Origin of the sequence: Arthrobacter sp. Leaf337 (assembly GCF_001423745.1) — a bacterium.
In the GTDB taxonomy this organism is placed as follows: domain Bacteria; phylum Actinomycetota; class Actinomycetes; order Actinomycetales; family Micrococcaceae; genus Arthrobacter.
In genome coordinates, this window is record NZ_LMPC01000029.1 from 1 (window position 1) to 23,007 (window position 23,007).

General features: G+C 65.8%; 19 protein-coding genes. 9 read left to right on the forward strand and 10 right to left on the reverse strand.

The window, feature by feature from the left end; genetic code table 11:
* Positions 1-373 precede the first annotated feature (373 nt).
* Entirely contained in the window at positions 374-2,764 is a 2,391-nt protein-coding gene (locus ASF98_RS19690) for an ATP-binding cassette domain-containing protein (RefSeq protein WP_055805666.1), read from the reverse strand.
* Positions 2,765-2,912: 148 nt separating this feature from the next.
* On the opposite strand from ASF98_RS19690, the gene ASF98_RS19695 reads away from it, so the two are divergent.
* The 3 genes from ASF98_RS19695 to ASF98_RS19705 are packed head-to-tail and all read left to right on the forward strand — an operon-like array spanning position 2,913 to position 5,996.
* The gene (locus ASF98_RS19695) at positions 2,913-4,124 is read left to right on the forward strand and encodes a type III polyketide synthase (RefSeq protein WP_055805670.1); all 1,212 of its coding nucleotides are present in this window, start codon (positions 2,913-2,915) and stop codon (positions 4,122-4,124) included.
* A gap of 14 nt (positions 4,125-4,138) precedes the next feature.
* Positions 4,139-4,849, forward strand: coding sequence for a class I SAM-dependent methyltransferase (locus ASF98_RS19700; RefSeq protein WP_055806601.1), 711 nt, complete (start codon positions 4,139-4,141; stop codon positions 4,847-4,849).
* On the forward strand, positions 4,842-5,996 hold the full coding sequence (locus ASF98_RS19705) for an FAD-dependent oxidoreductase (RefSeq protein ID WP_055805673.1): 1,155 nt from the start codon (positions 4,842-4,844) through the stop codon (positions 5,994-5,996). The genes ASF98_RS19700 and ASF98_RS19705 overlap by 8 nt, the downstream gene beginning before the upstream one ends.
* 22 nt (positions 5,997-6,018) lie before the next feature.
* On the opposite strand, the gene ASF98_RS19710 is transcribed toward ASF98_RS19705, so the two are convergent.
* On the reverse strand, positions 6,019-6,450 hold the full coding sequence (locus tag ASF98_RS19710; RefSeq protein ID WP_055805675.1) for a nuclear transport factor 2 family protein: 432 nt from the start codon (positions 6,448-6,450) through the stop codon (positions 6,019-6,021).
* 58 nt (positions 6,451-6,508) lie between these two features.
* On the opposite strand from ASF98_RS19710, the gene ASF98_RS24315 reads away from it, so the two are divergent.
* Entirely contained in the window at positions 6,509-7,420 is a 912-nt protein-coding gene (locus tag ASF98_RS24315; RefSeq protein WP_235506094.1) for a hypothetical protein, read from the forward strand.
* Between the two features lie 9 nt (positions 7,421-7,429).
* Positions 7,430-8,101 (forward strand): peptide deformylase, encoded by a 672-nt coding sequence (locus ASF98_RS19720; protein ID WP_055805678.1) that lies wholly within the window; start codon positions 7,430-7,432, stop codon positions 8,099-8,101.
* Here the strand turns inward: ASF98_RS19720 and ASF98_RS19725 are convergent.
* Positions 8,098-10,182 (reverse strand): S9 family peptidase, encoded by a 2,085-nt coding sequence (locus ASF98_RS19725; protein WP_055805682.1) that lies wholly within the window; start codon positions 10,180-10,182, stop codon positions 8,098-8,100. The genes ASF98_RS19720 and ASF98_RS19725 overlap by 4 nt on opposite strands.
* Positions 10,183-10,304: 122 nt before the next feature.
* Between ASF98_RS19725 and ASF98_RS19730 the strand changes: the two genes are divergently transcribed.
* The 4 genes from ASF98_RS19730 (at position 10,305) to ASF98_RS19745 (ending at position 13,466) form a co-directional block, all read left to right on the forward strand.
* Positions 10,305-11,156, forward strand: coding sequence for a putative RNA methyltransferase (locus tag ASF98_RS19730; RefSeq protein ID WP_055805684.1), 852 nt, complete (start codon positions 10,305-10,307; stop codon positions 11,154-11,156).
* Positions 11,157-11,278: 122 nt separating this feature from the next.
* On the forward strand, positions 11,279-11,740 hold the full coding sequence (locus tag ASF98_RS19735; protein WP_055805686.1) for an NfeD family protein: 462 nt from the start codon (positions 11,279-11,281) through the stop codon (positions 11,738-11,740).
* Between the two features lie 115 nt (positions 11,741-11,855).
* Complete coding sequence (locus ASF98_RS19740) at positions 11,856-12,857, forward strand: SPFH domain-containing protein (RefSeq protein WP_082506966.1); 1,002 nt, start codon at positions 11,856-11,858, stop codon at positions 12,855-12,857.
* 261 nt (positions 12,858-13,118) lie between these two features.
* Entirely contained in the window at positions 13,119-13,466 is a 348-nt protein-coding gene (locus ASF98_RS19745) for an RNA polymerase-binding protein RbpA (protein WP_026266329.1), read from the forward strand.
* 135 nt (positions 13,467-13,601) lie between these two features.
* Here the strand turns inward: ASF98_RS19745 and ASF98_RS19750 are convergent, their stop codons facing one another.
* From ASF98_RS19750 to ASF98_RS19780, 7 genes are all read right to left on the reverse strand, one after another.
* Positions 13,602-14,342: a polyprenol monophosphomannose synthase gene (locus ASF98_RS19750; protein WP_055805688.1), complete on the reverse strand. Its 741-nt coding sequence runs from the start codon at positions 14,340-14,342 to the stop codon at positions 13,602-13,604.
* A gap of 422 nt (positions 14,343-14,764) precedes the next feature.
* On the reverse strand, positions 14,765-16,441 hold the full coding sequence (locus ASF98_RS19755; RefSeq protein ID WP_055805691.1) for an amidohydrolase: 1,677 nt from the start codon (positions 16,439-16,441) through the stop codon (positions 14,765-14,767).
* A gap of 62 nt (positions 16,442-16,503) precedes the next feature.
* Positions 16,504-19,395, reverse strand: coding sequence for a DEAD/DEAH box helicase (locus ASF98_RS19760; protein ID WP_055805694.1), 2,892 nt, complete (start codon positions 19,393-19,395; stop codon positions 16,504-16,506).
* 24 nt (positions 19,396-19,419) lie between these two features.
* Complete coding sequence (gene tatC, locus ASF98_RS19765; protein WP_055806611.1) at positions 19,420-20,214, reverse strand: twin-arginine translocase subunit TatC; 795 nt, start codon at positions 20,212-20,214, stop codon at positions 19,420-19,422.
* Between the two features lie 48 nt (positions 20,215-20,262).
* A complete protein-coding gene (gene tatA / locus ASF98_RS19770) occupies positions 20,263-20,559 on the reverse strand; it encodes a Sec-independent protein translocase subunit TatA (protein WP_055805697.1) in 297 nt (98 codons plus the stop codon).
* 32 nt (positions 20,560-20,591) lie between these two features.
* Positions 20,592-20,969, reverse strand: a complete 378-nt coding sequence (locus tag ASF98_RS19775) for a hypothetical protein (protein ID WP_055805700.1) — start codon at positions 20,967-20,969, stop codon at positions 20,592-20,594.
* A 10-nt stretch (positions 20,970-20,979) separates the two neighbouring features.
* Positions 20,980-22,980 (reverse strand): helix-turn-helix transcriptional regulator, encoded by a 2,001-nt coding sequence (locus ASF98_RS19780; RefSeq protein WP_055805702.1) that lies wholly within the window; start codon positions 22,978-22,980, stop codon positions 20,980-20,982.
* Between the last annotated feature and the right edge of the window lie 27 nt (positions 22,981-23,007).

Sequence of the window (23,007 nt, forward strand, 5' to 3'; positions counted from 1 at the left end):
CTCTGCGCGATTTCGATGCGGCAACGAAACATCTTCTCGCTGATGCCTTAAGTGAAGTGAGACACGCCGCACCAATGCCTTAAGTGTGGTGAGACAGAAACCGCCAATGCATCATCTGTAGTGAGATTGCCTCAACTTAGATGAGACAGGACAACCGGATAGTCGACGAACGCACATCCTGATCCCGCAGATCCTGATCCCGCGGGGGATGCCCAAATTCCGAACTACTTTACATAATGTAGATTATCGGCGTTATAGGGGAGAAGTCCGGCCAGGCGAGAGGGGGCCTGTTTTCCGCCCGTTTTCCGTGTCGTGGTTACGGCTGATCGTGCCGTGCTTAAACCGCGTTCCGTTCACCCTGAAGCTCGGACGTTCAGCCGCCGACGTACGCTGCGAGGTGCTCGCCGGTCAGCGTCGAGCGTCCTGCAACGAGTTCTGCCGGGGTTCCTTCGAAAACGATCCTGCCGCCGTCGTGCCCGGCGCCCGGGCCGATGTCGATGATCCAGTCAGCGTGAGCCATGACGGCCTGATGGTGTTCGATCACAATGACCGATTTGCCGGAGTCGACAAGCCTGTCCAGCAAACCCAGCAACTGCCGGACATCGGCAAGGTGGAGGCCGGTGGTCGGCTCGTCGAGGACGTACACGTCGCCCTGCTCGGCCATCTGGGCGGCCAGCTTCAGCCGCTGGCGCTCACCGCCGGACAGCGTGGTGAGCGGCTGGCCCAGGCTGAGGTAGCCGAGCCCGACGTCGGAAAGCCGCGCGAGGATCTTATGGGCAGCCGGAACCTTCGCGTCGTCTGAATCGAAGAAAACCGTCGCCTCGGTCACCGGCATCTCCAGCACCTCCGCGATGTTCCGGCCGCCCAGCGTGTATTCCAGGACCGATGCCTGGAACCGCCGGCCTTCGCAGTCCTCGCAGGGCGACTCGACCGTGGCCATAACGCCAAGTTCGGTGAAGATGACACCGGCACCGTTACAGGCGGGACAGGCGCCTTCAGAATTGGAGCTGAAGAGCGCCGGCTTGACGCCGTTGGCCTTGGCGAACGCCTTCCGGATCGGCTCGAGCAGGCCTGTGTACGTAGCAGGGTTGCTGCGGCGCGAGCCCTTGATGGCTGCCTGGTCGATGACCACCACGCCGTCGCGGCCGGCAATAGAGCCGTGGATCAGCGAGCTCTTCCCGGAGCCCGCTACCCCCGTGACGACGCAGAGCACGCCGAGCGGGACATCGACGTCCACGTCCTGGAGGTTATGCGTCGATGCGCCGCGGATCTCCAGTTTGCTGGCTGACGTACGAAGAGCGTCCTTCAGGACCGCCCGGTCGTCGAGGTGGCGCCCGGTGGTGGTATCGCTCCCCCGCAGCCCCTCGACGGTTCCCTCGAAACAGAGCGTTCCGCCGGCCGTACCTGCGCCCGGTCCCAGGTCGACGACGTGGTCTGCAATGGCGATCGTCTCCGGCTTGTGCTCGACCACCAGCACCGTGTTGCCCTTGTCGCGCAACTGGAGCAGGAGCCGGTTCATGCGCTCGATGTCATGCGGATGCAGGCCGATCGTGGGCTCGTCGAAGACATAGGTGACGTCGGTGAGCGACGAGCCCAGGTGGCGGATCATCTTGGTCCGCTGTGCCTCTCCCCCGGACAGCGTCCCGGCCGGCCGGTTAAGCGAGAGGTAGCCGAGGCCTATTTCGGCGAAGGAGTCGAGCAGGTGCTGCAGTCCCTTGAGCAACGGCGCCACTGAGGGCTCGTTGAGGTCACGGATCCAGTCGGCAAGGTCGGTGATCTGCATCTCGCAGAGCTCGGCGATGTTCTTGCCCTGGATCTTCGAGGTCAGGACGTTCTTGGTCAGCCGCGTGCCTTCGCAGTCGGGGCAGGTCTGGAACGTCACCGCCCGCTCGACGAACCGGCGCACGTGCGGCTGCATCGCCTCGGGGTCCTTGGAGAGCATCGACTTCTGCATCTTGGGGATGATGCCCTCGTAGGTGAGGTTGATGCCCTCCACCTTGATCTTGGTGGGCTCGGCGTACAGCATCGTGTCGAGCTGCTTCTTCGTGAACTTGGCGATCGGTTTGTCCATTGGCAGGCCGACTCCCTCGAACAGCCGGCCGTACCAGCCGTCCATCGAGTAGCCGGGAACCATGAGGGCGCCGTCGCTGAGTGTCTTGCTGTCGTCGTACAAGGCGGTGAGGTCGATATCGCTGACATTGCCCATGCCCTCGCAGCGCGGGCACATGCCGCCCAGGTAAACAGCCTGGCTGACAACGCTCTTCTCGACGCGGCCGCCCCGGTCGGTGGACATGACGCCGCTGGCCTTGCGGGTGGGCACGTTGAATGAGTATGCCGTTGGCGGGCCCACGTACGGGCTGCCCAAGCGGCTGAAGAGGATCCGCAGCATGGCGTTGGCGTCGGTGGCGGTGCCGACCGTGGAGCGCGGGTTGGCACCCATCCGCTCCTGGTCCACGATGATGGCCGTGGTCAGGCCCTCGAGGAAGTCGACGTCGGGCCGCGCCAGGTTGGGCATAAAGCCCTGCACGAACGCGCTGTAGGTTTCGTTGATCATCCGCTGCGACTCGGCGGCGATTGTCGCGAAGACCAGTGAACTCTTGCCCGATCCGGAGACGCCCGTAAACACCGTCAGGCGCCGCTTAGGGAGCTCCAGGCTGATGTCCTTGAGGTTGTTCTCCCGCGCACCCTGCACACGGATCAGGTCGTGAGTGTCGGCTACATGCAGCGCGGACGACTGCGGGTCCGACGTGGTGGCCATGGTCATCGTCTCTCCATCTGCTCATCGGGGCCGCCTCGTGGCATTCGCCGGGCGGTCACCTGGCTCAATCTAACCAGCCTCTAGGGGTCCGCCGGGCTTCCTACCGTATGGTAGCCACCATTGTCTTAAGGCGAAAGCTCACTGAGAATGAACCATGACGGTCTACCTGAGGTCCCTGGAAACTGCTGTCCCGCCCACCGTACTCATTCAGTCCGAGGCCCGTGATGTGTTTGCTGCCCAGCCGGGGCTGACCAGGCTGGGGTCGCGGCTCGTGAACACCTGTTTTGATTCCGCCGCCATCGACACCCGCCATACTGCCGTCACGGAGCTGACCAAAGAGAGCCGTGCCGACGATCCACAATTTTTTGACCCCGATACCGGCCTGGTACTGAGTCCCAGTACGAAGGTCAGGAACGACATCTTCGGCCGCGAAGCCACCAAACTCTTCGTGGAGGCTGCCAAAGCCGCGCTTGATGCCTGTCCCGGCGTCGAGTCAGCTGATATCACCCATCTGGTCACGGTCTCGTGCACCGGTTTCTTCAACCCGGGTCCTGACTACAAAATCGTCCGCGCACTGGGCCTTAACCCGGCTGTGCAGCGCTACCACCTTGGCTTCATGGGCTGTTACGCGGCTTTTCCGGCCTTGCGTGCCGCCAAATCCTTCTGCGAGGCGGACCCCGACGCCGTGGTCCTGGTGGTCTGCGCCGAGCTCTGTTCGCTCCACGTCCGCACCTCCAACGACCCCGACACCATCATGGGCTCGGCCCTGTTTGCGGACGGCGCCGCTGCCGCGGTCGTCTCGGCCCGGGACATCCCCGACGGCAACCCCCTGCTGCGGCTGGACCACTTCGAGACTGTGCTCACTCCGGTCGGCGAGGAATCCATGGCATGGAACATCGGCGACGAAGGCTTCGAGATGGTGCTGGGCAACTACGTCCCCCACATCATTGACGACCACATCATCGGCGCACTGGAGCCGCTGCTTGCGCGCGACGAATCCCTGCGGGGACTCCCCTACCGGGACATCACCCACTGGGCCATCCACCCCGGCGGGCGGAGCATCCTGGACAAGGTGCAGTCCCGGCTTGAGCTCACGGACGAGCAGCTGGTTCCTGCCCGGGAAACCCTCCGCAAATTCGGCAACATGAGCAGCGCCACGGTGCTTTTTGTCCTCAAGCACATCGCCGGACTCCCGCCGCAGGACGGCGACGAACGCATCTGTTCGATGGCGTTCGGGCCGGGGCTCACGGTGGAAACGGCGATGTTCACCAAGGTGCGTGCACCGCTCGCAGGATCTTCACCCGAGGCAGCCGGGGAGTCCTCAGTACTGCCTGCTGCAGCACGGACAGAGCCGTCGCTCCTCTGATGGCAGCCCGTTTGATGGCTGGCTCGGGATGGCTGCGCGAGCGGGACGTCCACGCCCTTGAGGAAATGGACCGTCCCGGCTGTGATCCGGCGCGGCTGGACCGCACGTACGCGCAGTTTTCCGTGGTGAACAGGGCCATTGCCGGGTGGCGCGGAATCTACCGGACCCATCTCAGGCCCGTTCTCTCAGCCACAGAAGTGACGACGTTGCTGGACATCGGCTGCGGCGGCGGGGACGTGCCCGTAATGTTGGCGGCGTGGGCGGCCAGGGACCGGCGGAGGGTGGAGATCACGGCCATTGATCCGGATCGCCGGGCCTTCGAGTTCGCCCTGCGCCGCAGGCGCGTCGACGGCGTGACGTTCCGGCAGGCGTCAACTGCCGGCCTGGTAGCCGAGGGACAGCGCTACGACGTCGTCCTGTCCAATCACGTCCTGCACCACCTGGACACAGTTGAACTACCGCAGTTCCTTGCCGAATCGGCGCTGCTATCCCGCGGCCACGTCCTCCACAACGACATTCGCCGCAGCCCCGCCGCGTACGCGCTGTTCTACGCCGTTTCGTGGCCGTTTCCCGGATCCTTCATCAGGGACGACGGGCTGACGTCCATCCGCCGCAGCTACACGGCGGCGGAACTCCAGGCTGCCGCTCCCCCGGGCTGGGCCGTTGCGCCCCGTTTCCCCTTCCGCAACCTGCTCACTCTGGACCGGACCAATCGCGGTGATTGACGTCGTCGTGGTGGGCGGCGGGCCGGTGGGGATGTTCCTGGCGGCCCTCCTGCTGCAGCACGGAGTGTCGGTCCGGATCCTGGAACAGCGCGCGGAGCCCAACGCCCACTCCCGCGCCATCGGCATCCAACCCCCGTCGCTGGAAGCCCTCGACTGCATCGGCGTAGCGTCCGGCCTGGTAGCCGAGGGCGTCCGGATCCGCCGCGGAGTTGCCATCGGGGGCGGCGTGGAAGTGGCGGGAATGTCCTTCGACTCAGTGTCCCGGCGCTACCCGTTCGTGTTGTCCGTTCCGCAGGCGCGAACGGAAGCCGCCCTGGAACGGCGCGTCCGGGAGCTGGACTGCGGCGCGCTTCTCCGCGGCGCAACCGTGACTCGAATTCACGACGACGGGACGTCAGTTGCGGTGGACGTCCTCACCGCCGGCGGGGAATCCAGGATTCATGCGTCCCTGGCAGTGGCCGCGGACGGGGTGCGCTCCACTGTCCGCCAGTTGCTGGACGCCCCCGCCCGGCTGAAGGTGTATGGCGACAGGTACCTGATGGGAGACTTCGCCGACAACACGGCGTTCGGCCCGGACGCAGCCCTTTTCCTGGAAACCGCCGGCATCGTGGAGTCCTTTCCGCTGCCGGGCGGAGTGCGGCGTTGGGTGGCCAGATTGCCGGGCGCCCTGGTCGCTGCTGGCGCTATTCCGGGTGCGCCGACTCCCGGCAGCCTGGCGCGGATCGTGCAGGAGCGGACCGGGATCGCGGTCGACGCTGGCACCAATTCGATGCTGAGCAGCTTCGGCGCCCGTACCCGGCTGGTGGAGCGCATGGTCCACGGGAGGATCACGGTCATCGGTGACGCCGCCCACGAAATCAGCCCCATCGGCGGCCAGGGCATGAACCTGGGCTGGCTGGATGCTGCTGAACTGGTGCCGGTCATCCTCCGCCGGCTGGCGCGGACCGGGCTGGAGCGGGATCTCCGGTCGTTTGAAGGTCACAGGCTGCGGGCGGCCGCTAAGGCTGCCCGGCAGGCAGAAATCAACATGGCGCTGGGCAGGCCGTTGGCGCATCCGTGGTGGACAGTCCGGAACCGGCTGATCGGATCTGCGGCGGGCGTGCCGGCGGTCAATTCACGCGTGGCCGCCCGGTTCACCATGCACTAGCGCAGTTCACCGCCGCAGCGGACTACTCCGCACCTGCCGGGTCCGCCTCTGAATCACTGCCGAAGTAGCAGTCGTAACTGTCCTGACTGGTGATTCTTCCGTCGCGGACCTCGAAGACCGATGTGGTGCGGGCCCGGATCGTATCGCCGGCGTCCCAGTAGCGCAGGTCCATCAGCAGCGTGGCCGACCAGTCCGCTTCCAGGACCACGCGGCCTCCTTCGCATGTGGTCCGCCGGACGTCGAAACGCTGCCCGGACACCACCTGGCGGCTCTGATCCGCCCCCGCCAGCACCTGCGCACGGCTGCGAGTGGACCCTTCCGGCGCGAGCAGGTGCGGCGCTTCAGCCAGCGTGAAGTCCTCGGCCAGGAAGCTGTCCACTTCAGCGGCGCCGCCGCCGGCCTCAATGGCGCGGACAAATCCAAGGACACAGTTGAGCGGGGTCTGTTCGGTCATGGAACGAGGGTAGCCCATGGCCAGGCGCCCGGATTCAACGGGCCTTTAGACTGCTGGCATGGACGGCGCAGCGCAAGGGAAGCGACGATGGTCAGCAACAGCCGCCGTCGTACTCGCTGCTGCGGTGGCAGTTCCGGCGCTGCAGGGCTGCAGCACGGAGGCGGCGGTGGCCGCTCCGTTGACGGCGGAACTCAACCAGTTCAGGGACAACTACGGCAGGCAGATCATCGAGATCCAGCTCAGCAACACCTCGTCCGTGCCGCTAACGGTCTTCAGTGCTGAGGTGTCCAGTTCCCTGTTCCCGGCGGGCACATCCTGGCGGGCAATGCCGGAGGGCACCGAAGTGCCGCCGGGCCAGACAAAAAGCCTGCCGGCCATGCTGCCGGCGCCAGCCTGCGGCAGCCCTGGGGCGGATGCCGACGCAGATACCTCGGCGGGCGCGGCGGCGGCGGAGGTAGAGGTGTCCTTCCGCCAGGGCTCTATATCCAGCGACGTGCGTTTGCCGGCAGCGGACCCCTTCGGAGTCCTGCCACGGAACCGCGCTGAACTCTGCCTTGCGCAGGACGCCGGGCGCATCGCCCGGATGGATCTCGCCCCGGAACTGGAGGTTGCGGCGGACGGCCGGACCGCCGTCGTACGCCTTCAAGTGACGCCCCGCGCGGCCGAAGCCGGGACACCGCGCACCCTGACCATCGAAAGCATCGAGGGCACCACCCTTCTCGCCGAAGCCCCGAACAGTCCGTGGCCGCGCGGAGTCATGGTTGCTGCCGGCGGGAGCCCCGGCGAGTTCCGGCTCCGGTTCCGCCCCGCCCGCTGCGATCCGCATGCCGTCGCTGAAGACAAGGTGGGAACCCTGCTGCCCCTGCGCCTTGATGTCGGCGGACGGCGCGGCGTGTTCAAGGTTCCTGCCGGTGCCGCCCTGACGGGCCGGATCCACGCGTTCGTCACGGCGGCCTGCACAGCGCACTAGGCTTTTCCCATGCTTCACGTCGCGAACCCCACCCCGTTCAGCAACGCCCGGATCAGGGAAACCGTCCAGGAGATCCTCGCCGCCGGGGTGCTTCCGCCCATTGTGCAGGCCGGCCATCCGGTGCTCCGGCAGCTCGCTGCACCGTACGACGGCCAGCTGAACAGCGCCGAACTCGCGGCGCTCATCGCGCTGATGCGTGAGGTGATGCATGACGCGCCCGGGGTCGGCCTGGCGGCCCCGCAGCTGGGCATTCCCCTGCAGCTCGCCGTCCTCGAGGACCAGTACGACGTCGACGCCGACATTGCCGCTGTCAGAAACCGGACACCGCTGGAGTTCTTTGCGGTCATCAACCCGAGCTATTCCCCAGTGGGGACCGGCGCCGCGGCCTTCTACGAAGGTTGCCTTTCGCTCCAAGGCCTGCAGGCCGTGGTGTCGCGGCACGAGTCAGTGCGCCTCGACTTTACCGACGCAACCGGAACCACGCTGCAGCGGGATTTCTCCGGCTGGCAGGCGCGTATCGTCCAGCACGAGACGGACCATCTGCAGGGAGTGCTCTACATCGACAAAGCCGAGCTGCGCTCCCTCAGCAACAACGCGGAATACGGTGCGCGGTGGGCCCACCCGGACATTGGCCTCGCCCGGCAGGAGCTGGGCTTCCTGCCGGACGAACCCGCGGACTAGGGGTTGGCCCGGGTGGGCAGGTAGCGGGACCACCAGCGCAGGATTTCCTCGAAGCGCTGCTTCCGGTGGTGCGGGGTGCCGGACCGGGACAGCTCGTGGTTTTCGCCCGGGAAGACAAGGAACGCAGCGTCCACACCCTGCTGCTTCAGTGCCGTGAAATATCGCTGGCCCTGTTCCACCGGGCAGCGGAGGTCTTCTTCACTGTGGATGACCAGCGACGGCGTGCGGACGTTGCGGACGGTGGCCATGGGGCTTTGGGCGGCCATCTGTTCCGCTGAACTTCCGGTGTATTCGCCGCCGAAGAACCAGCCGATATCCGAGGAGCCGACGAAACTGACCGGATCGAGGAATCCGCGCTCCACGATGGCCGCTTTGAAACGGTGGTCCTGGCTGATGGTCCACGCCGTGAGGTATCCCCCGTAGGAACCTCCCATGATCCCGAGCGAACCGCCGTCGAGCTCCTGGAACTTTGCCAGCGCGCCGTCGAGGAAGGACAGGACGTCCAGCATGTCCACGGTTCCCATCTTTTCCTTGATGGCACGCCCGTGGGCCTGGCCGTAACCGGCAGAGCCGCGGGGGTTGCACATGAGCACCGCGTAGCCGGCCGCGGCGTAGACCTGGGCTTCGTCGAACAGGGCCACGGTGTACTGCGAGAAAGGCCCGCCGTGGATGTTGAGCAGGACGGGGTGCGGACCTTTTCCGGGCGGCAGCACCAGCCAGCCGTGGACCGGGTAGCCGTCAGCCGCATCGAAGGTCAGTTCCCGGGGCTCAATAATCTCGGCCTGAAGCCGCAATTCGGCCGAAAAATCCGTCAACAGCCTCAGCTGGCCGCCCTCCAGCGCCGCGACGTCCCCCGCTGTGGCGGCGTCGCAGAGGCTGACGAACAGTGAGCCGCCCGCGGACGCAGCGCCTGTGACGACCCGGTCTCCGTGGACCAGCAGCGAGTGGTTGCCTGTTGCTCCAAACTCGAGCAACTCAACCGTTCCCTGCGCGTTGTTCAGGAGCAGTACCGAATCAGGGCCGCGGAGCTCCAGTCCCCCCGAGCCTCCGGCAAGGTCCATCATTTCCACGTCGCTGAGGACGCTGGCGTCGCCGCCTTCCGCCGGCATCACGTACAGGGCCGTATTCCGTGCCACAAAGTCCTGGCCGGACTCGCCGAGTTCCTGGGCGGTGTAGAATAGCCACTTCCCGTTCCTGGACTGGCGTGCGGCACCGACCGTCTGGCGCCCGCTGTTGGCGGCTTTGATGGATACCGGCTCACCGCCCGAGGCTGCCACCCGGTACACACCGGCTTCCAGATCACGGTCACTGCCTTCGTGAAGGGCGGCAACGAAGTACACGGATTGTCCGTCCGCGCTGAACGATTCACCGCTGTGGTCTGCCGCGGCAAAGGTCAGTTGCCGCGCGGCCGGGAGCAGTTCGCTCGCCGCCGCATGGGCTGCGGCTTCGCGGGCGTCGGCGTCTGCCGCCGGACCGGGGCCCGCCGCCGGATCTTTCGCTGCGGGCTTGCGGGCCTTCAGCGCCCGGCCAACCGGCGCCACGCGCGGTTCGTCGTCCAGTTCGGGGACCTCCACGATGAAGAGCTGGAGGGGCTTGTCCGCCGTATACCCGACACCGTTCATCCGGTATTTGTAGTCCGTGATCAGCCTTGCGTCCTCAGCACCGGCGGATACGCCGTCCAGCGTGCCGTACCGGCCGTCGTCGGGCGTTCTGGCGCCGAAGACAATGCTGCGCGAATCGGGAGACCACGCAAAGGATGAGACGCCGAGCTTGGCGTTGGTCAGGACCTGCGGTTCGCCGCCGGCCGCCTCCACGACGTGAAGCTGCGGCCTCCCGCCTGCCGTCGCGCGCAGGAACGCCAGCACCAGCCCGTCCGGCGAAAAAGCCGGGGCAGTGTCGCGGAAACCGCGGGTCAGCCGGCGGGGCAGCTTCTCCGGATCCAGCGGCACGGTCCAGAGCTGGCCCACGTAGGTGTCGGCGTCGAAATCGGGGCGGACCACCGAAACCACGGCCCGGCTGCCGTCAGGGTGGACGGCGGGGGCGGAAACGGACTTCAGCAGGGGCAGATGTTCAGGCTTCACGCCTGTGAGCCTAACGGCTCCCGCATGACCTGTGAAATAACTCACGCCGCGCTCGGTCGCGGTGCTTCAGGCCGTGGGGCGCCGGGGACGGCGACCCCCGCCGCGGCCCTAGGATTGGGTGCATGCTTCCCGACGCCGCCCGTTTGCTCCTGTGCCCCGTCTGCCGGAACAGCCTTACCTTCCGCGGAGACCGGCTGGCCTGCCCGGAGGGCCACAGTTTCGACGCGGCCAGGCAGGGCTACTTCAACTTGCTGGTGGGCAAGGGCACTGTCTTCGAAGCCGATACCGCCGCTATGGTGGCCGCCCGCTTCGACTTCCTGTCCAGCGGGCATTACCGGCCGCTTGCCGACGCGGTCGCGGAACTGGCCGCCGCGGCGCTTCGCGGGGCGGACGCTGCGGTGCTGGATGCCGGAACGGGAACCGGACATTACCTGAATGCGCTGCTGGCGGTGGCCCCCGCGTCCGCCATTGGCCTGGATATTTCCAAATTCGCGCTGCGGCGCGCGGCCCGGATGAATCCCGACGCCGTCAACCTGGTCAGCGACGTCTGGCAGCCGCTTCCGGTCGCGGACGCAGCTGTTGACGTCGTCACGGTGGTTTTCGCGCCGAGGAACGCCGCGGAATTCGCCCGCGTGCTCCGCCCCGGCGGGCGGCTGATCGTGGTCACCCCGCGGTCAGGCCATCTTGCTGAAATAGCGGGACAGACCGGCATGCTCGGGATCGAGCCGGCCAAGGAGGAGCGGCTTGCCGCCTCCCTGGCGGGACATTTCGCCCAGCGCTCCACCCGGGAGTTGGACCTGGATCTGGGGCTTGAACCGGCCGACGTCGGCAATCTGGCCCTGATGGGGCCCGCCGGCCACCACTTGGATCCCGCAGCCCTGGACGCCATCATCGCGGCGCTGCCGCCCCTCACGCAGGTCTCGGCCCGGTTCCGAATCAGCGTGTTTGAACCCTTGGAGCAGCCGCCCGCATAACGACTTGACTACTTTCCGAACGTGCCAAACGGTCCCCTCCTGCGCCCCGCCGCTTCGGTCTAGGATGGAAGGACAGTTACTGAGGGCCTGCGTCCGCAGCCCCGGGGACGGAGGGGGAACGCATGTTTGAATGGCTTAACGAGAACTGGTGGGCACTGTGGCTCACCGTTTTCCTGGCGTTTGCCGTGGTGGAGATGCTCACCTTGGACCTCTTCTTCATCATGCTGGGAGGCGGAGCGCTGGCCGGACTGCTGGCTGATTTCGCCGGTGCCGACTTCTGGCTGCAGATCGTGGTCTTCTGCGTAGTCTCACTGCTGATGGTGGTCTTCGTCCGTCCGGTTGCGCTGAAGCACCTGAAGAAAGGCCCTGCGGAGCAGCGGACCAACATCGACCGCCTGATCGGCGAGTCCGCCCTCGTCATGGAGACCGTCAGCACCTCCTCCGGGCTGGTCAAGATCGGCGGGGACGTCTGGAGCGCACGCTCGGAGAACGGCGTCCTGAACGCCGGGCAGCGAGTAGTGGTTTCGGCCATCGAAGGAGCCACCGCGGTGGTGGCGCCACAGCCGGAGACGGCCGTCCAGTAGGACCGGCAGCGCCAGCACGCAAGGACATTTTTCCGGCCGCCGCCACCGGCGCCGGGCACGCGGCGGACCACCGCCGCGAAAATAGCAAGGCACATAACTGGGGAATAGGTGATGTATGGATATCGCAGTCGCAATCGTGCTGCTGGTTCTCGTTGCGTTCGTAATAATAGTGCTGGTCCGGTCGGTGCGGATCGTCCCGCAGGCCCGCGCGGGCGTCGTGGAACGGCTCGGTAAGTACCAGCGGACCCTGCTCCCGGGCCTCACCATCCTGATTCCCTTCGTGGACAGGCTCCTGCCGCTCCTGGACCTTCGCGAGCAGGTTGTGTCATTCCCCCCGCAGCCGGTTATCACCGAGGACAACCTCGTCGTCTCCATTGACACGGTGGTCTATTTCCAGGTCACGGACGCCAGGGCAGCCACGTACGAGATTGCGAACTACATCCAGGCGGTCGAACAGCTGACCACCACCACGCTCCGAAATGTTGTTGGCGGCCTGAACCTCGAGGAGGCCCTGACCTCCCGCGACCAGATCAACGGCCAGCTTCGCGGCGTCCTGGATGAAGCGACCGGCCGCTGGGGCATCCGGGTTTCCCGTGTGGAACTGAAGGCCATTGATCCGCCCCACTCCATCCAGGATTCGATGGAAAAGCAGATGCGTGCCGAGCGCGACCGCCGCGCAGCCATCCTCACGGCTGAGGGCACCAAGCAGTCGGCCATCCTCACGGCGGAAGGGCAGCGCCAGTCTTCCATCCTGAAGGCCGAAGGTGATGCCAAGGCTGCCATCCTCCGCGCCGACGGTGAAGCCCAGGCCATCCAGAAAGTATTCGACGCCATCCACAAGGGCAACCCGGACAACAAGCTCCTGGCGTATCAGTACCTGCAGACACTGCCGAAGCTGGCCGAGGGTTCCTCCAATAAGCTCTGGATCATCCCCAGCGAAGTCGGGGAGGCCCTGAAGGGCATCGGCAATGTCCTCGGAGGCAACAATGCCGATCCCCGCACCGGCGGTCTCTTCGACGGCGGCAGTGACACCAAGTCGGACGACGGCGGCACTGGCGGCGGCACCGCCGCCAATCACGGGGGCACGCAGCCCGCGGACCCGCGGCAGCCTCTGTAGGCAACAACGTCCGGCATTGGCCGCGGGAGGTGTCCGCGTTGCGGGCACCTCCTTGCGCCTGCGGCAGCGTCCGGCTTTACGCGCCGGGAAGTTAGCCCGTATAATGGGATATTTGTCCGGCCGGTTCAGACCTGCTGGAACAATCAAGCTTGGCAAAGCGTTGTGTCTAATGATGCAGGGCAGTGCAAACAGTAGTCCGAGGCGTGAGCTGCCCCGGCTAGCGCGGAGCCTGGCTCCGCGAACCGACCAAAGGGAGAAATCATGAGCGATCGCAGCCTCCGGGGCATGCGTCTTGGCGCACAGAGCATGGAGACCGAGTCCGGTGTTGAGCCGGCTCCGCGCCAGCGGGTTGAGTATCGTTGCGAGGACGGCGAGCAGGTCTTCGTTACCTTCTCCTCCGAAGCCGAGATTCCTCCGGTGTGGGTTTCGAAGACCGGCAAGGAAGCCTTGCTCGTTGACGGCGAACGCCCCGTCAACAGCAACGAGAAGGCCGTGCGCACGCACTGGGACATGCTCCTGGAACGCCGTTCACTGCCCGAGCTCGAGCAGATCCTCGAAGACCGTCTGACCATCCTTCGCGAACGCCGCGGCGAACGGCGCTCGGCCTAAACCGGCGCCCCGCGAAGTCGAGAACGCAAGGGCCGGGCCCGTAACCTCTTGGAGAGGTTACGGGCCCGGCCCTTTTCTTGTGTCCGGCTAGTGTTTCTTGTGTCCGGCTAGTGCCGGACGTTCAGCACGGGCCGGCTAGGACGTGGCCGAACCGCGGCCTGTGAGCTTCCGCCAGCGGGCGGTGAGTCCCCACTTGGTGACGTTGATCATGGCTTCCACCACGATGTTGCCGCTCATCTTGGAAGCTCCGAGTTCCCGCTCCACGAACGTGATGGGTCGTTCCACGATCTTCAGGCCCATTTTGGCCACCCGCCAGGCGAGGTCCACCTGGAATCCGTAGCCCACGGAGTCCACCTGGTCCAGGTTGAGCTTCTCAAGCGTCGTCCGCCGGAAGGCGCGGTAGCCGCCTGTGACGTCCTTGATTTTGATGCCCAGCATAAGGCGGGCGTACGTGCTGCCGATCCGTGAGATGCCCTGGCGGTACAGCGGCCAGTTGACCACGCTGCCGCCCGGCACCCAGCGGGAGCCCATGGCTAGGTCTGCGCCTTCTTCCACGGCGTCCAGGAGCTGCTGCAGCTGCTCGGGCTGGTGGGATCCGTCGGCGTCCATTTCCACCAGGATGTCGTACCCGGCTTCCAGCCCCCACTTGAAGCCGGCGATGTAGGCGGCTCCCAGGCCGGCCTTGCCTTCGCGGTGCAGAACGTGGACCTGGCTGTCCTCCGCGGCGATGCCGTCCGCAAGCTGTCCGGTGCCGTCCGGGCTGTTGTCGTCCACCACCAGCACATCGGAAGCCGGGACGGCTGCACGCAGACGTGCGAGTGTCTTGGGCAACGATTCCAGCTCGTTATAGGTCGGGATGATGGTGAGGACACGCACAGCGAGGCCCTTTCCTTGATGGGAGCGGTCACGCGCCACGAAGCCGAACAGAAGTGAGGGCTTTAAGGCGCAAGTCACCATTATAGGGAGTTTGCGCTGGCGGGGCGCGTCACGCGGGCGGGCCGCGGGCAGGTCCACATGCCTCGGGCCAGTTGCATCCGGATACGATGTGCCTCGGCGGAACTGTTTTCTGCTGCAAAGTGGACCTGCCCCCGGGACTGCCACGGTCTGGCCCGACGGCAGGTCCGGGCTGGGCACCTGCTGGCGAGTCACGCGGCCAGACGGAGACCCCTTGACTGTTGGTTCCGTCCGTTGCGACTCAATGCTACGGACAGCCCCGGCAGTGTCAACCCGGGTTTGACCTGCAGTTTTAGGCATAACTGCAGGTCAGGAGCATACGGCGCGCCGGTAAGCTTTCCGGCCTATGACCGCAGGGAGCCGTTTGTGAACAACTCTTTTCCGTCCCGGACGGTCTGCAGGCACACAGGATCGCGGCCGGTGTCCAGCGCCGGCAGCAAGGGTGTGCGCGCCCGGGGGTCCGTACTCCAGGACTGAACCCGGCCGTCGGCGACCTGCACCATGAGTTCCTCCACTTCCCAGACCGCGAAACTGGCCGGTGCGCCCGGAACCAGCTGGCCGGCCATCGGGTTGCGGTACTTGGCTGCCCGCCAGCCGGCCCTGGTATGGCCAAGGAACGCCGCCCTCGCTGAGATCCGCTGGTCCGGGTTGCTGTGCTCAAGGCAGGCGCGGACGCTTGCCCAAGGGTTGAGCGGAGTGACAGGACTGTCGCTGCCAAAGCTGATGGGAACCCCTGCGGCATAGAACGATGCGAAAGCATTCATCCCGCGCTCCCGGTGCCCCAGCCGTTCCTGATAAAGGCGCCCGGCCCCGCCCCACGCCGCGTCGAATCCCGGCTGCACACTGACTGTCACGGAGTATTTGGCCAGCCGGCCGATTGCTTCGGCATCGGCCATTTCCACATGTTCGAACCGGTGGCCGGCGGCCCTGACCCGCTGCTCCCCCACTTCCGCGGCCGCCCGGTCCAGTGCGTCCAGGGCCGCGTCGAGTCCTGCGTCTCCGATGACGTGGAAGCCCCCCTGGATGCCCAGCATGGAACAGGCGGCCAGGTGGGCGGCTGCCTGGTCCACCGACAGGTAGAGGCTGCCGCGCTCTCCCGGGGCATCGCTGTAGTCGTCCCTCAGTGCGGCAGTGCGGGACCCAATGGAACCGTCAACGTTCAGGTCACCGGCGAGTCCGCGCACGCCTGCTCCGAGGCCTGCCAGGATAGCGCGGGCATCTTCCTCGGACCCGGCCAGCTGGCCCCAGTACGGCAGGACCTCGGGCATCGGCTTCCCGAGTGCATCCGGGCCGTTCCAACCGGCGGCAATCCGCAGGTCTGCAGGGCTGCCGATATGCGGCGCGGCCATTTCCGCCACTGCCACATAGCCGTTTGCGGCGGCGTCGGCCAAGGCGCGCGACTGGTAGCTTCGCAGGGCCTCGTCCGGCAGTTGCCGCGCGGCAAGCCTGGCCGACGTGTGGGCCTGGCGTTTCACCTGGCTGCCGGCCGAGTAGCCGTCCAACCCGGCCAGGCCGGCTGCTTCGGCCAGGGATGATGACACCAGCGCGGAATGGGCGTCGACGCGGGAGAGATACACGCGCCGGCCCCCTGCCGCACGTTCCAGTTCCTCGCGGCTGGGCAGTGCCGGGTCGGACCAGTTGCTCTCGTCCCAGCCATGGCCCAGGACGGTGGCACCGGCATCGGCTGACGACCCCGCAACGGAGGCAGCCACGGCATCCAGGAGTTCGGCGGCCGAGCGCACTGCGCCGAGTTTCAGCGAGTCCAGGGCAATGCCCGTTTCGGTCAGGTGAACATGTGAGTCAACAAAGCCGGGGGCCAGGAGTGCGCCATGAAGGTCGACGATGTCCATGGTCGAATCGGCGATGGATGTTGCTGCCTGCTCTGAACCGACCCATGCCACGGTGTCACCGTCCACCAGCAGTGCGGTGGCAAAGGGGTCGGCAGCGGTGTAGACGGAACCATTGCGGTAAAGCGTAACTTTGCGTTCTCCGGCCGGCTGGTCCGCCCGTGCGTCAGTCATGTTGTGTGGTGCTCCTAAGCAGCCTTGAAGGTAGTGGAAATGTGCGGGCGGGACCGTTGGGGTCACACCACCGTGGAGTAGGCAACCACTCCGCGGCGCACCAGGATGATGGCCTCCGAACAGAGCCGTGAGAGCCTCGGATCCAGGCCGGGGATCTTCGCCAGCTGGTCCAGGAGGTCGATGACCTGCTTGACCCACCGGACAAAGTCGCCGGCTGCCAGGTCCGTGCCGCTGAGGACCTCCTGGAGGTGCCTGCCCTTGGCCCACTTGAAGATGGGCCACACGAGCCCCAGCTCCGGCTCACCGGTCAACGGAAGCTTGTTCTCTTCCTCGGCATCTTCCAGCACAGACCATTCCCGAACGACGATGTCAACGGCGGTCTCCAGCGACACGCTGGGCATCCTGGGCCGCAGCCCGCGTTCCTCCCGCTTGGCCTGGAAAACCAGCACGCTCGCGAGTGCCGCCACTTCGGTGGCGTCAAGGTCGCTGAACGCACCCTGCCGGAGGGACTGGGAAATGAGGAGGTCCTTTTCGCCGTAGATACGGCGCAGCTTCTGGCCGTCGGCGTTGATGGTCACCCTTCCCGAATCGGACGTTTCGAGGTAGCCATAGCTGGAGAGAAGGTCGCAGACCCGGTCGAACGTCTTGGCGATGGTGTTTGTCCGGCCCTGGATTTCGCGGGCCAGTCCGTCCGTTTCGCGGCGGAGTTTCAACCAGCGCTCCGACCAGCGTGCGTGATCCTCGCGTTCACTGCAGCCGTGGCACGGATGGGACCGGAGCGCCAGCCGCAGTTCGGTAATCCGCTTCTCCTGGTCCGGCAGGGCAGCCGCCCTGCCGAAATCAGTGTTGCGGGTGTTTCCGGGCGCCGGGGGACGGTTTTCCCGGATGGCGTTGCGGACCGAAGCCGCCAGGTCTTTGCGCGACTTGGGGACCTTCGCGTTGAACGACTTGGGGATGCGGACCCGGGTCACCGGGGTGATGGGCCCTTCAAGGTCCTGGATGCCTATCCTGCGCAACTGGTTGTCCAGCGTCAGCACCGCGGGACGCGGCTCGCGGGAGTTGTGGTCTGAGCCGAGCACCACAGCCAGACCGGGCGCCCTGCCTGTCGGCACGTCCACCACGTCGCCGGGGAGTAGCCTGCTCAGGGAGTCCTCGGTAATGGACTTGCGGGCCTTCGAAGTGCTGCGGGAGGCGGCGTTTTCCGTGTCCGAAAGTTCCCGCCGAAGCCGGGAGTACTCGGTGAAATCACCGAGATGGCATGTCATGGATTTTTGGAAGCCGGCCAGGGACTCCTCCCTGCTCCGGACCTGCTTGGCCAGGCCCACCACGGAACGGTCCGCCTGGAACTGGGCGAAGGAGGACTCCAGGATTTCCCGGGCACGCGGCCTGCCGAACTGCGCCAGGAGGTTGATGCTCATGTTGTACGTGGGGCGAAAGCTCGAGTTCAGCGGGTAGGTGCGGCGGGACGCGAGGCCTGCCACTGCTGTGGGGTCCGTCCCGGGCTGCCAGAGCACCACGGCGTGGCCCTCGACATCGATGCCGCGGCGTCCGGCGCGGCCGGTGAGCTGGGTGTACTCGCCGGCGGTGATGCCAACGTGGGCTTCGCCGTTGAATTTGTCCAGCTTTTCGAGGACCACGGAACGTGCCGGCATGTTGACGCCCAGCGCCAGGGTTTCGGTGGCGAAGACCGCCTTGACCAGGCCTTCGACGAAGAGCTTCTCCACGACTTCCTTGAACGTCGGGAGCATCCCTGCATGGTGGGCTGCCAGACCCCGCAGGAGGCCGTCGCGCCAACTCCAGAATCCGAGTACGTCCAGATCGTCAGAGGGGATGTCCTGTGCCGCTTCGTCAACGCGGCTGGCTATGATCTGTTGTTCCCGCTCGGTAGTCAGCCACAAGCCGGCTGCGACGCACTGGGCCACTGCAGCATCGCAGCCGGCGCGGGAGAAGATGAAGGTAATGGAGGGCAGCAGGTCCTGCCGGTCCAGGCTGGCGATGACCTGGGGGCGGCTGGCCTTGCGGACGGCACTCTGCTGGGCTGCCTGGGAGCGGTTGTCGCCGCGCTGGTTCTGCTGGCGACGCTGGCTGCGTCCGCCATGGCCGAAGCGGGCCCGTGAATTCATCTGGCTCTCGGTGCGTGCCATGGCCAGCAGGTCGGGGTTCACTTCAAACCCCCGTTCGAGGGCTACGTTGGCCGTCATGGCCGTTGCGCCGGGGTTCGCTTCCCCTTCGGGGGCAATCTCATCGAATGTCGTTTCGCCCGCGAAGAGGTCCACGATCTCCCGTCCCACCATGACGTGCTGCCAGAGCGGCACCGGCCGGTGCTCGGTAACGATCACGTCGGTGTGTCCGCGGACAGTGTCAAGCCAGGCGCCGAATTCCTCGGCATTGGAAACTGTGGCGCTCAGCGAAGCCACCTGGACTTCGCTCGGCAGGTGGATGATGACTTCTTCCCAGACGGCGCCGCGGAACCGGTCAGCGAGGTAGTGGACCTCGTCCATGACCACGAAGCCGAGGTCGTCCAGGGTGTCTGAATCCGCGTAGAGCATGTTCCGCAGGACTTCGGTTGTCATCACAACCACCGGGGCGTCGCCATTGAGGCTGGTATCGCCTGTCAGGAGTCCTACGTTTTCCGGGCCGTACTTGTCCGCCAGCTCCGAGTACTTCTGGTTGCTCAGCGCTTTGATCGGGGTGGTGTAGAAGGCTTTGAGCCCGCGCTGGAGTGCCAGATAGATGGCGAACTCCCCCACGATGGTCTTGCCGGCACCGGTGGGGGCCGCGACCAGCACTCCCCTGCCCTGTTGCAGGGATTTGCAGGCCTGGCGCTGGAAATCGTCGAGTTCGAAATCCAGCGTCCGGACGAATGCGCCGAGGTAGGTGTTGGCTTCTGCGGTCCGTTCGGCACTGGCCCGATAGAGTTCGGATGGCGACTGTGGCCCGGTTGTGGAGGACATACTTCCAGCCTAGTGGGCGAGGGGCTACAGTTTCCCCAGTTCCGACCCGGGCGTCGCGATGTCTGCCGTCGCGTCAGTTTCGGCGGCGATCTTCGCAGCCTTACGGTCCCGGCGCCGGTCGTTGAAGATACAGAGTCCGATGGCGGCGAAAAACAATGCAAGCAGCGGGCCTGCGAGCAGGAACATGGACAGTGCGTCCGCTCCCGGTGCCGCGACGGCGGCAAGCACGAAGACCAGGAAGACCGTGATGCGCCATGCTTTCAGGATGGTCTCGCCCCTGATAATGCCGGCCATATTGACGCCCACCAGGACGACGGGGACGAGGAACGCGAGGCCAAGGAACAGGACCATGCGGGTGACGAAGTCGACATAGTCGCGGGCATCGATGAGGTTGGAGAACCCGGCAGGGGTGAACTGGGTCAGCGCGCGCACCACCTGCGGCGTCACCATCCAGCCAACCCAGACGCCGGCAAGGAAGAGCGGCACGGCTGCGGCCATGTAGCCGAGCGTGTAATGCCGTTCCTTCTTGGTAAGGCCGGGGGTAATGAAGGCCCACAGCTGGTAGATCCAGATGGGGCTCGAGATGACCGCGCCGATCAGCAGCGAAAGCTGCAGTTTGAAGTCAAACGGCGATGCAATGCTTGAGAAGTTCACCGAAGAGGTGCCGCCGGTTGTCTCGGCGATCCGATCGACGGGTTCCTTCAGGGCGCTCAAAACCGGGTCGTAGAGGATCCAGCCCCCGATGCCGCCGATGACAAGTCCGATGGCCGACTTAATGAGCCGGTTCTTGAGCTCCTTAAGGTGGTCCATCAGGGCCATCCGGCCCTCGGGGTTGGATTTACGGCCCTTCGTCAGTGCCACTTCAGGTCAAACGCGGTTCGACGGCGGAACGTCGGTGCCGTCGGCGCTGCCAGTGCCGCTGCCGGTGTCACCGTTTTGCGGCCGGGACTGCGGGTGGTTGACGATTTTGCCTTCAACCGGGTCCGTGCCGTCTTTGGCCTCGGGCTTGCCGTCGTTCTTCATTTCCTTGACCTCGGATTTAATGATCCGCATTGACTGGCCGAGGCTGCGGGCCATGGCCGGAAGCTTGGGGGCAGCAAAAAGAAGCAGAGCCACGATGATAATAATGACGATGGGCCAAGGGCCATCAAAGAGTCGTCCCACTGGAAGTCCTTTCCTCGAAATACATCCTACGTCTAACCGAAATCGATGTCGCGCAGCGCCTGGGGCTGGCCACGGTCCGCTTTGCGCTGAACCCGCCGGCGGCGGCGTTCATCCCTGCGGGAGGATTTGGACGTGAGGTAATCATGTCTCATCTGCATCGGCGAGGCAAAAACCGCTGAACCGGCCAATGGGTGCCGTTCCGGGCCGTGCTCCCCGTCGGGCGTCTGGCCCAGCAACGGTGCTGGGTCGGTGAGGTTGGCGAGCGGTGCGCCGAACCGTTCACCGGCAGCACCCAGGTCCCTGGCCGTGGCCATGAACTGCCTGAACAGCCTTATTCCCAACAGCACATAAAAGAGTAGGGAAACGGCTACGAGCGCTATCCAGATCAGGATCCAAGACCACCAAGGCATGCTGAGTAGTCTAGCCGCCGTAGCGGGCCAGGGCCGCGCCGATCCAGTCACTGGCAGCCTCAGCCAGGCTGGCGGGCGCAAGGATACGGACGGCTCCGCCATGCTGGGCAACGAACGTCGGTAGCCACCCGGTGCTGCCGAACCTGATTTCGGCAAGGAGACCGCCGTTGGGAAGCGGAGCCGTCCGCTCCGAGTAGTAGTCGTCGGCGAGCCCGATGGCCTGCGGCGCCAGTTCCACGGTGACCAGAGTGTCGTCGTCGTTCGGGGTGAAGAGTTTCACCGGGAAACCCTCGGCGGGCTTTGCAGCTTCGGTCACGGGCCGGCCGTTCGGTTCCAGGCTCTCGATGCGGTCCAGGCGGAAGTTCCGGAGCCCCTGTGCGCTGTGGCAGTAGGCCTCGAAATACCAGGTGTTGTCCAGTGAATAGAGCCGCAGCGGGTCGACGTCCCGTTCGGACATGGCGTCGCGTTGCGCGGAGAAGTAGGCGAGGTGCAACTGCAGGCCGTCCGCGATGGCCTGCCGGATCGTCGAAAGGTATGCGGAATTAGCCGGGCCCACCTGGGGTCCGGCGATGGACGCTGCCTTCAGGCCCTCCTCGCCCGCCGCCGCCATCAGTTTCACCGTGACGGACTCCAGGGCGCTCCCCTCTGCGAGCTCGGGCAGGCCGTTGAGGGTCTCCAGGCCCGTCAGGAGAGCGCAGGCCTCGTCCACCGTGAAGCGGACCGGACGGTTGAGGTCAAGGTCCTGGGTGATGAAGACGTGGTCGTCTTCCCACTGGATGTCCAGGAGGTCATCCGGGTACCCCTCGGGCAGGCCGGAGCAGATCAGGATCCGCAGGTCGTCTTCCAGTTCCTTCCGGGTCACGCCGAAACTGGAAGCAACCTCGGTGATATGCAGGCCCTGGTTGTGGACCAGGAACGGCACCAGCTGAAGCATCCGCTTGAGCTGGTCCTCGGACGTTCGCTTACGCGGGCGCTTCGCCGGGGCAGCTTCCGAAAAGGCGATCGCGGGCGCCGGCGACGCTACGAAGTCCGCTGCAGCTTTCAGCCGCCTCCGGACTGCCGATACCAGTTCGGCCGGCGCGCGGACCACCACGTTGGGCCCGTAGGAGGCGAGTTCCTCACCCAGCACCTCAGCATCCCTGAAGGGGACGCTGAGCCGGTCCCACCCGGCGTCGGACGTCTCCAGCGGCGCGTCCAGCGGGATGTCTGCGGGGGCTTCGGTGGCGCGCTTGCGCAGGCCAAGCACCCTGCCTTCCGCCACGTCCACCACCGAGGACTGCACCGGCAGCTCGGGGAGGGAGTCCAGCTCCAGCCGGACGTTGAAGCCTTGCGGACGCGAGTAGTCGTCTTTCTCCTGGACGGCTACGGCGGACGTAAAGCGGGACAGGCGGAAGAAACGCTTCGCTTTACGGGCCCGGTCGAAGCCCACCAGGTACCACTGCCCGAAGCGGCTGCCCAGGCCCCAGGGCTCAACGGTCCGGGCTTCTTCACGGCCCGTGCTGCCGGCCAGGTAGGTGAAGCTGACGGGATGCTGGGCGTGCATCGCCCTGATGAGGTCCTCAAAGGCCTGGCCGGCGGGCTTGATCCGCGGCTGAACGCCGGCCGGCAGTTCGGCCTCCGTGAGGCCGCCGGCCGCCTGCAGCTTGCGCATGGCGTCCTGCGCTGCCGATCCGAGTGCGGCCTGCTCCCAGAGCTGCGCCGCCAGGATGAGCACCGTGCATTCGGCGGAGGTGAGGCTGACGTCGGGGAGCCGGTTGGACTCCTTGCCGATGCGGTAGCGCGTTGTGGCAGGATCATCCGAGCCCCAGCCCTGGTCCATCACTGTTTCGACGTCGAAGCCGAACTGGCGGAGGTCGCTCTTGTCCCGCTCGAACATGCGGCCGAAGGCAACCTCGCTGCTGCTCGTGTCGTGGTACACCTTGTCGCGCAGTTCACTGCGTCGCAGGCCGTAGCGGGTGTTGAGGAGCGCGATGAGCAGGTTTAGGAGGCGTTCTGTACGTGAGGCGGACACCTTGGCTACGTTACTAAAGCCGTTGCG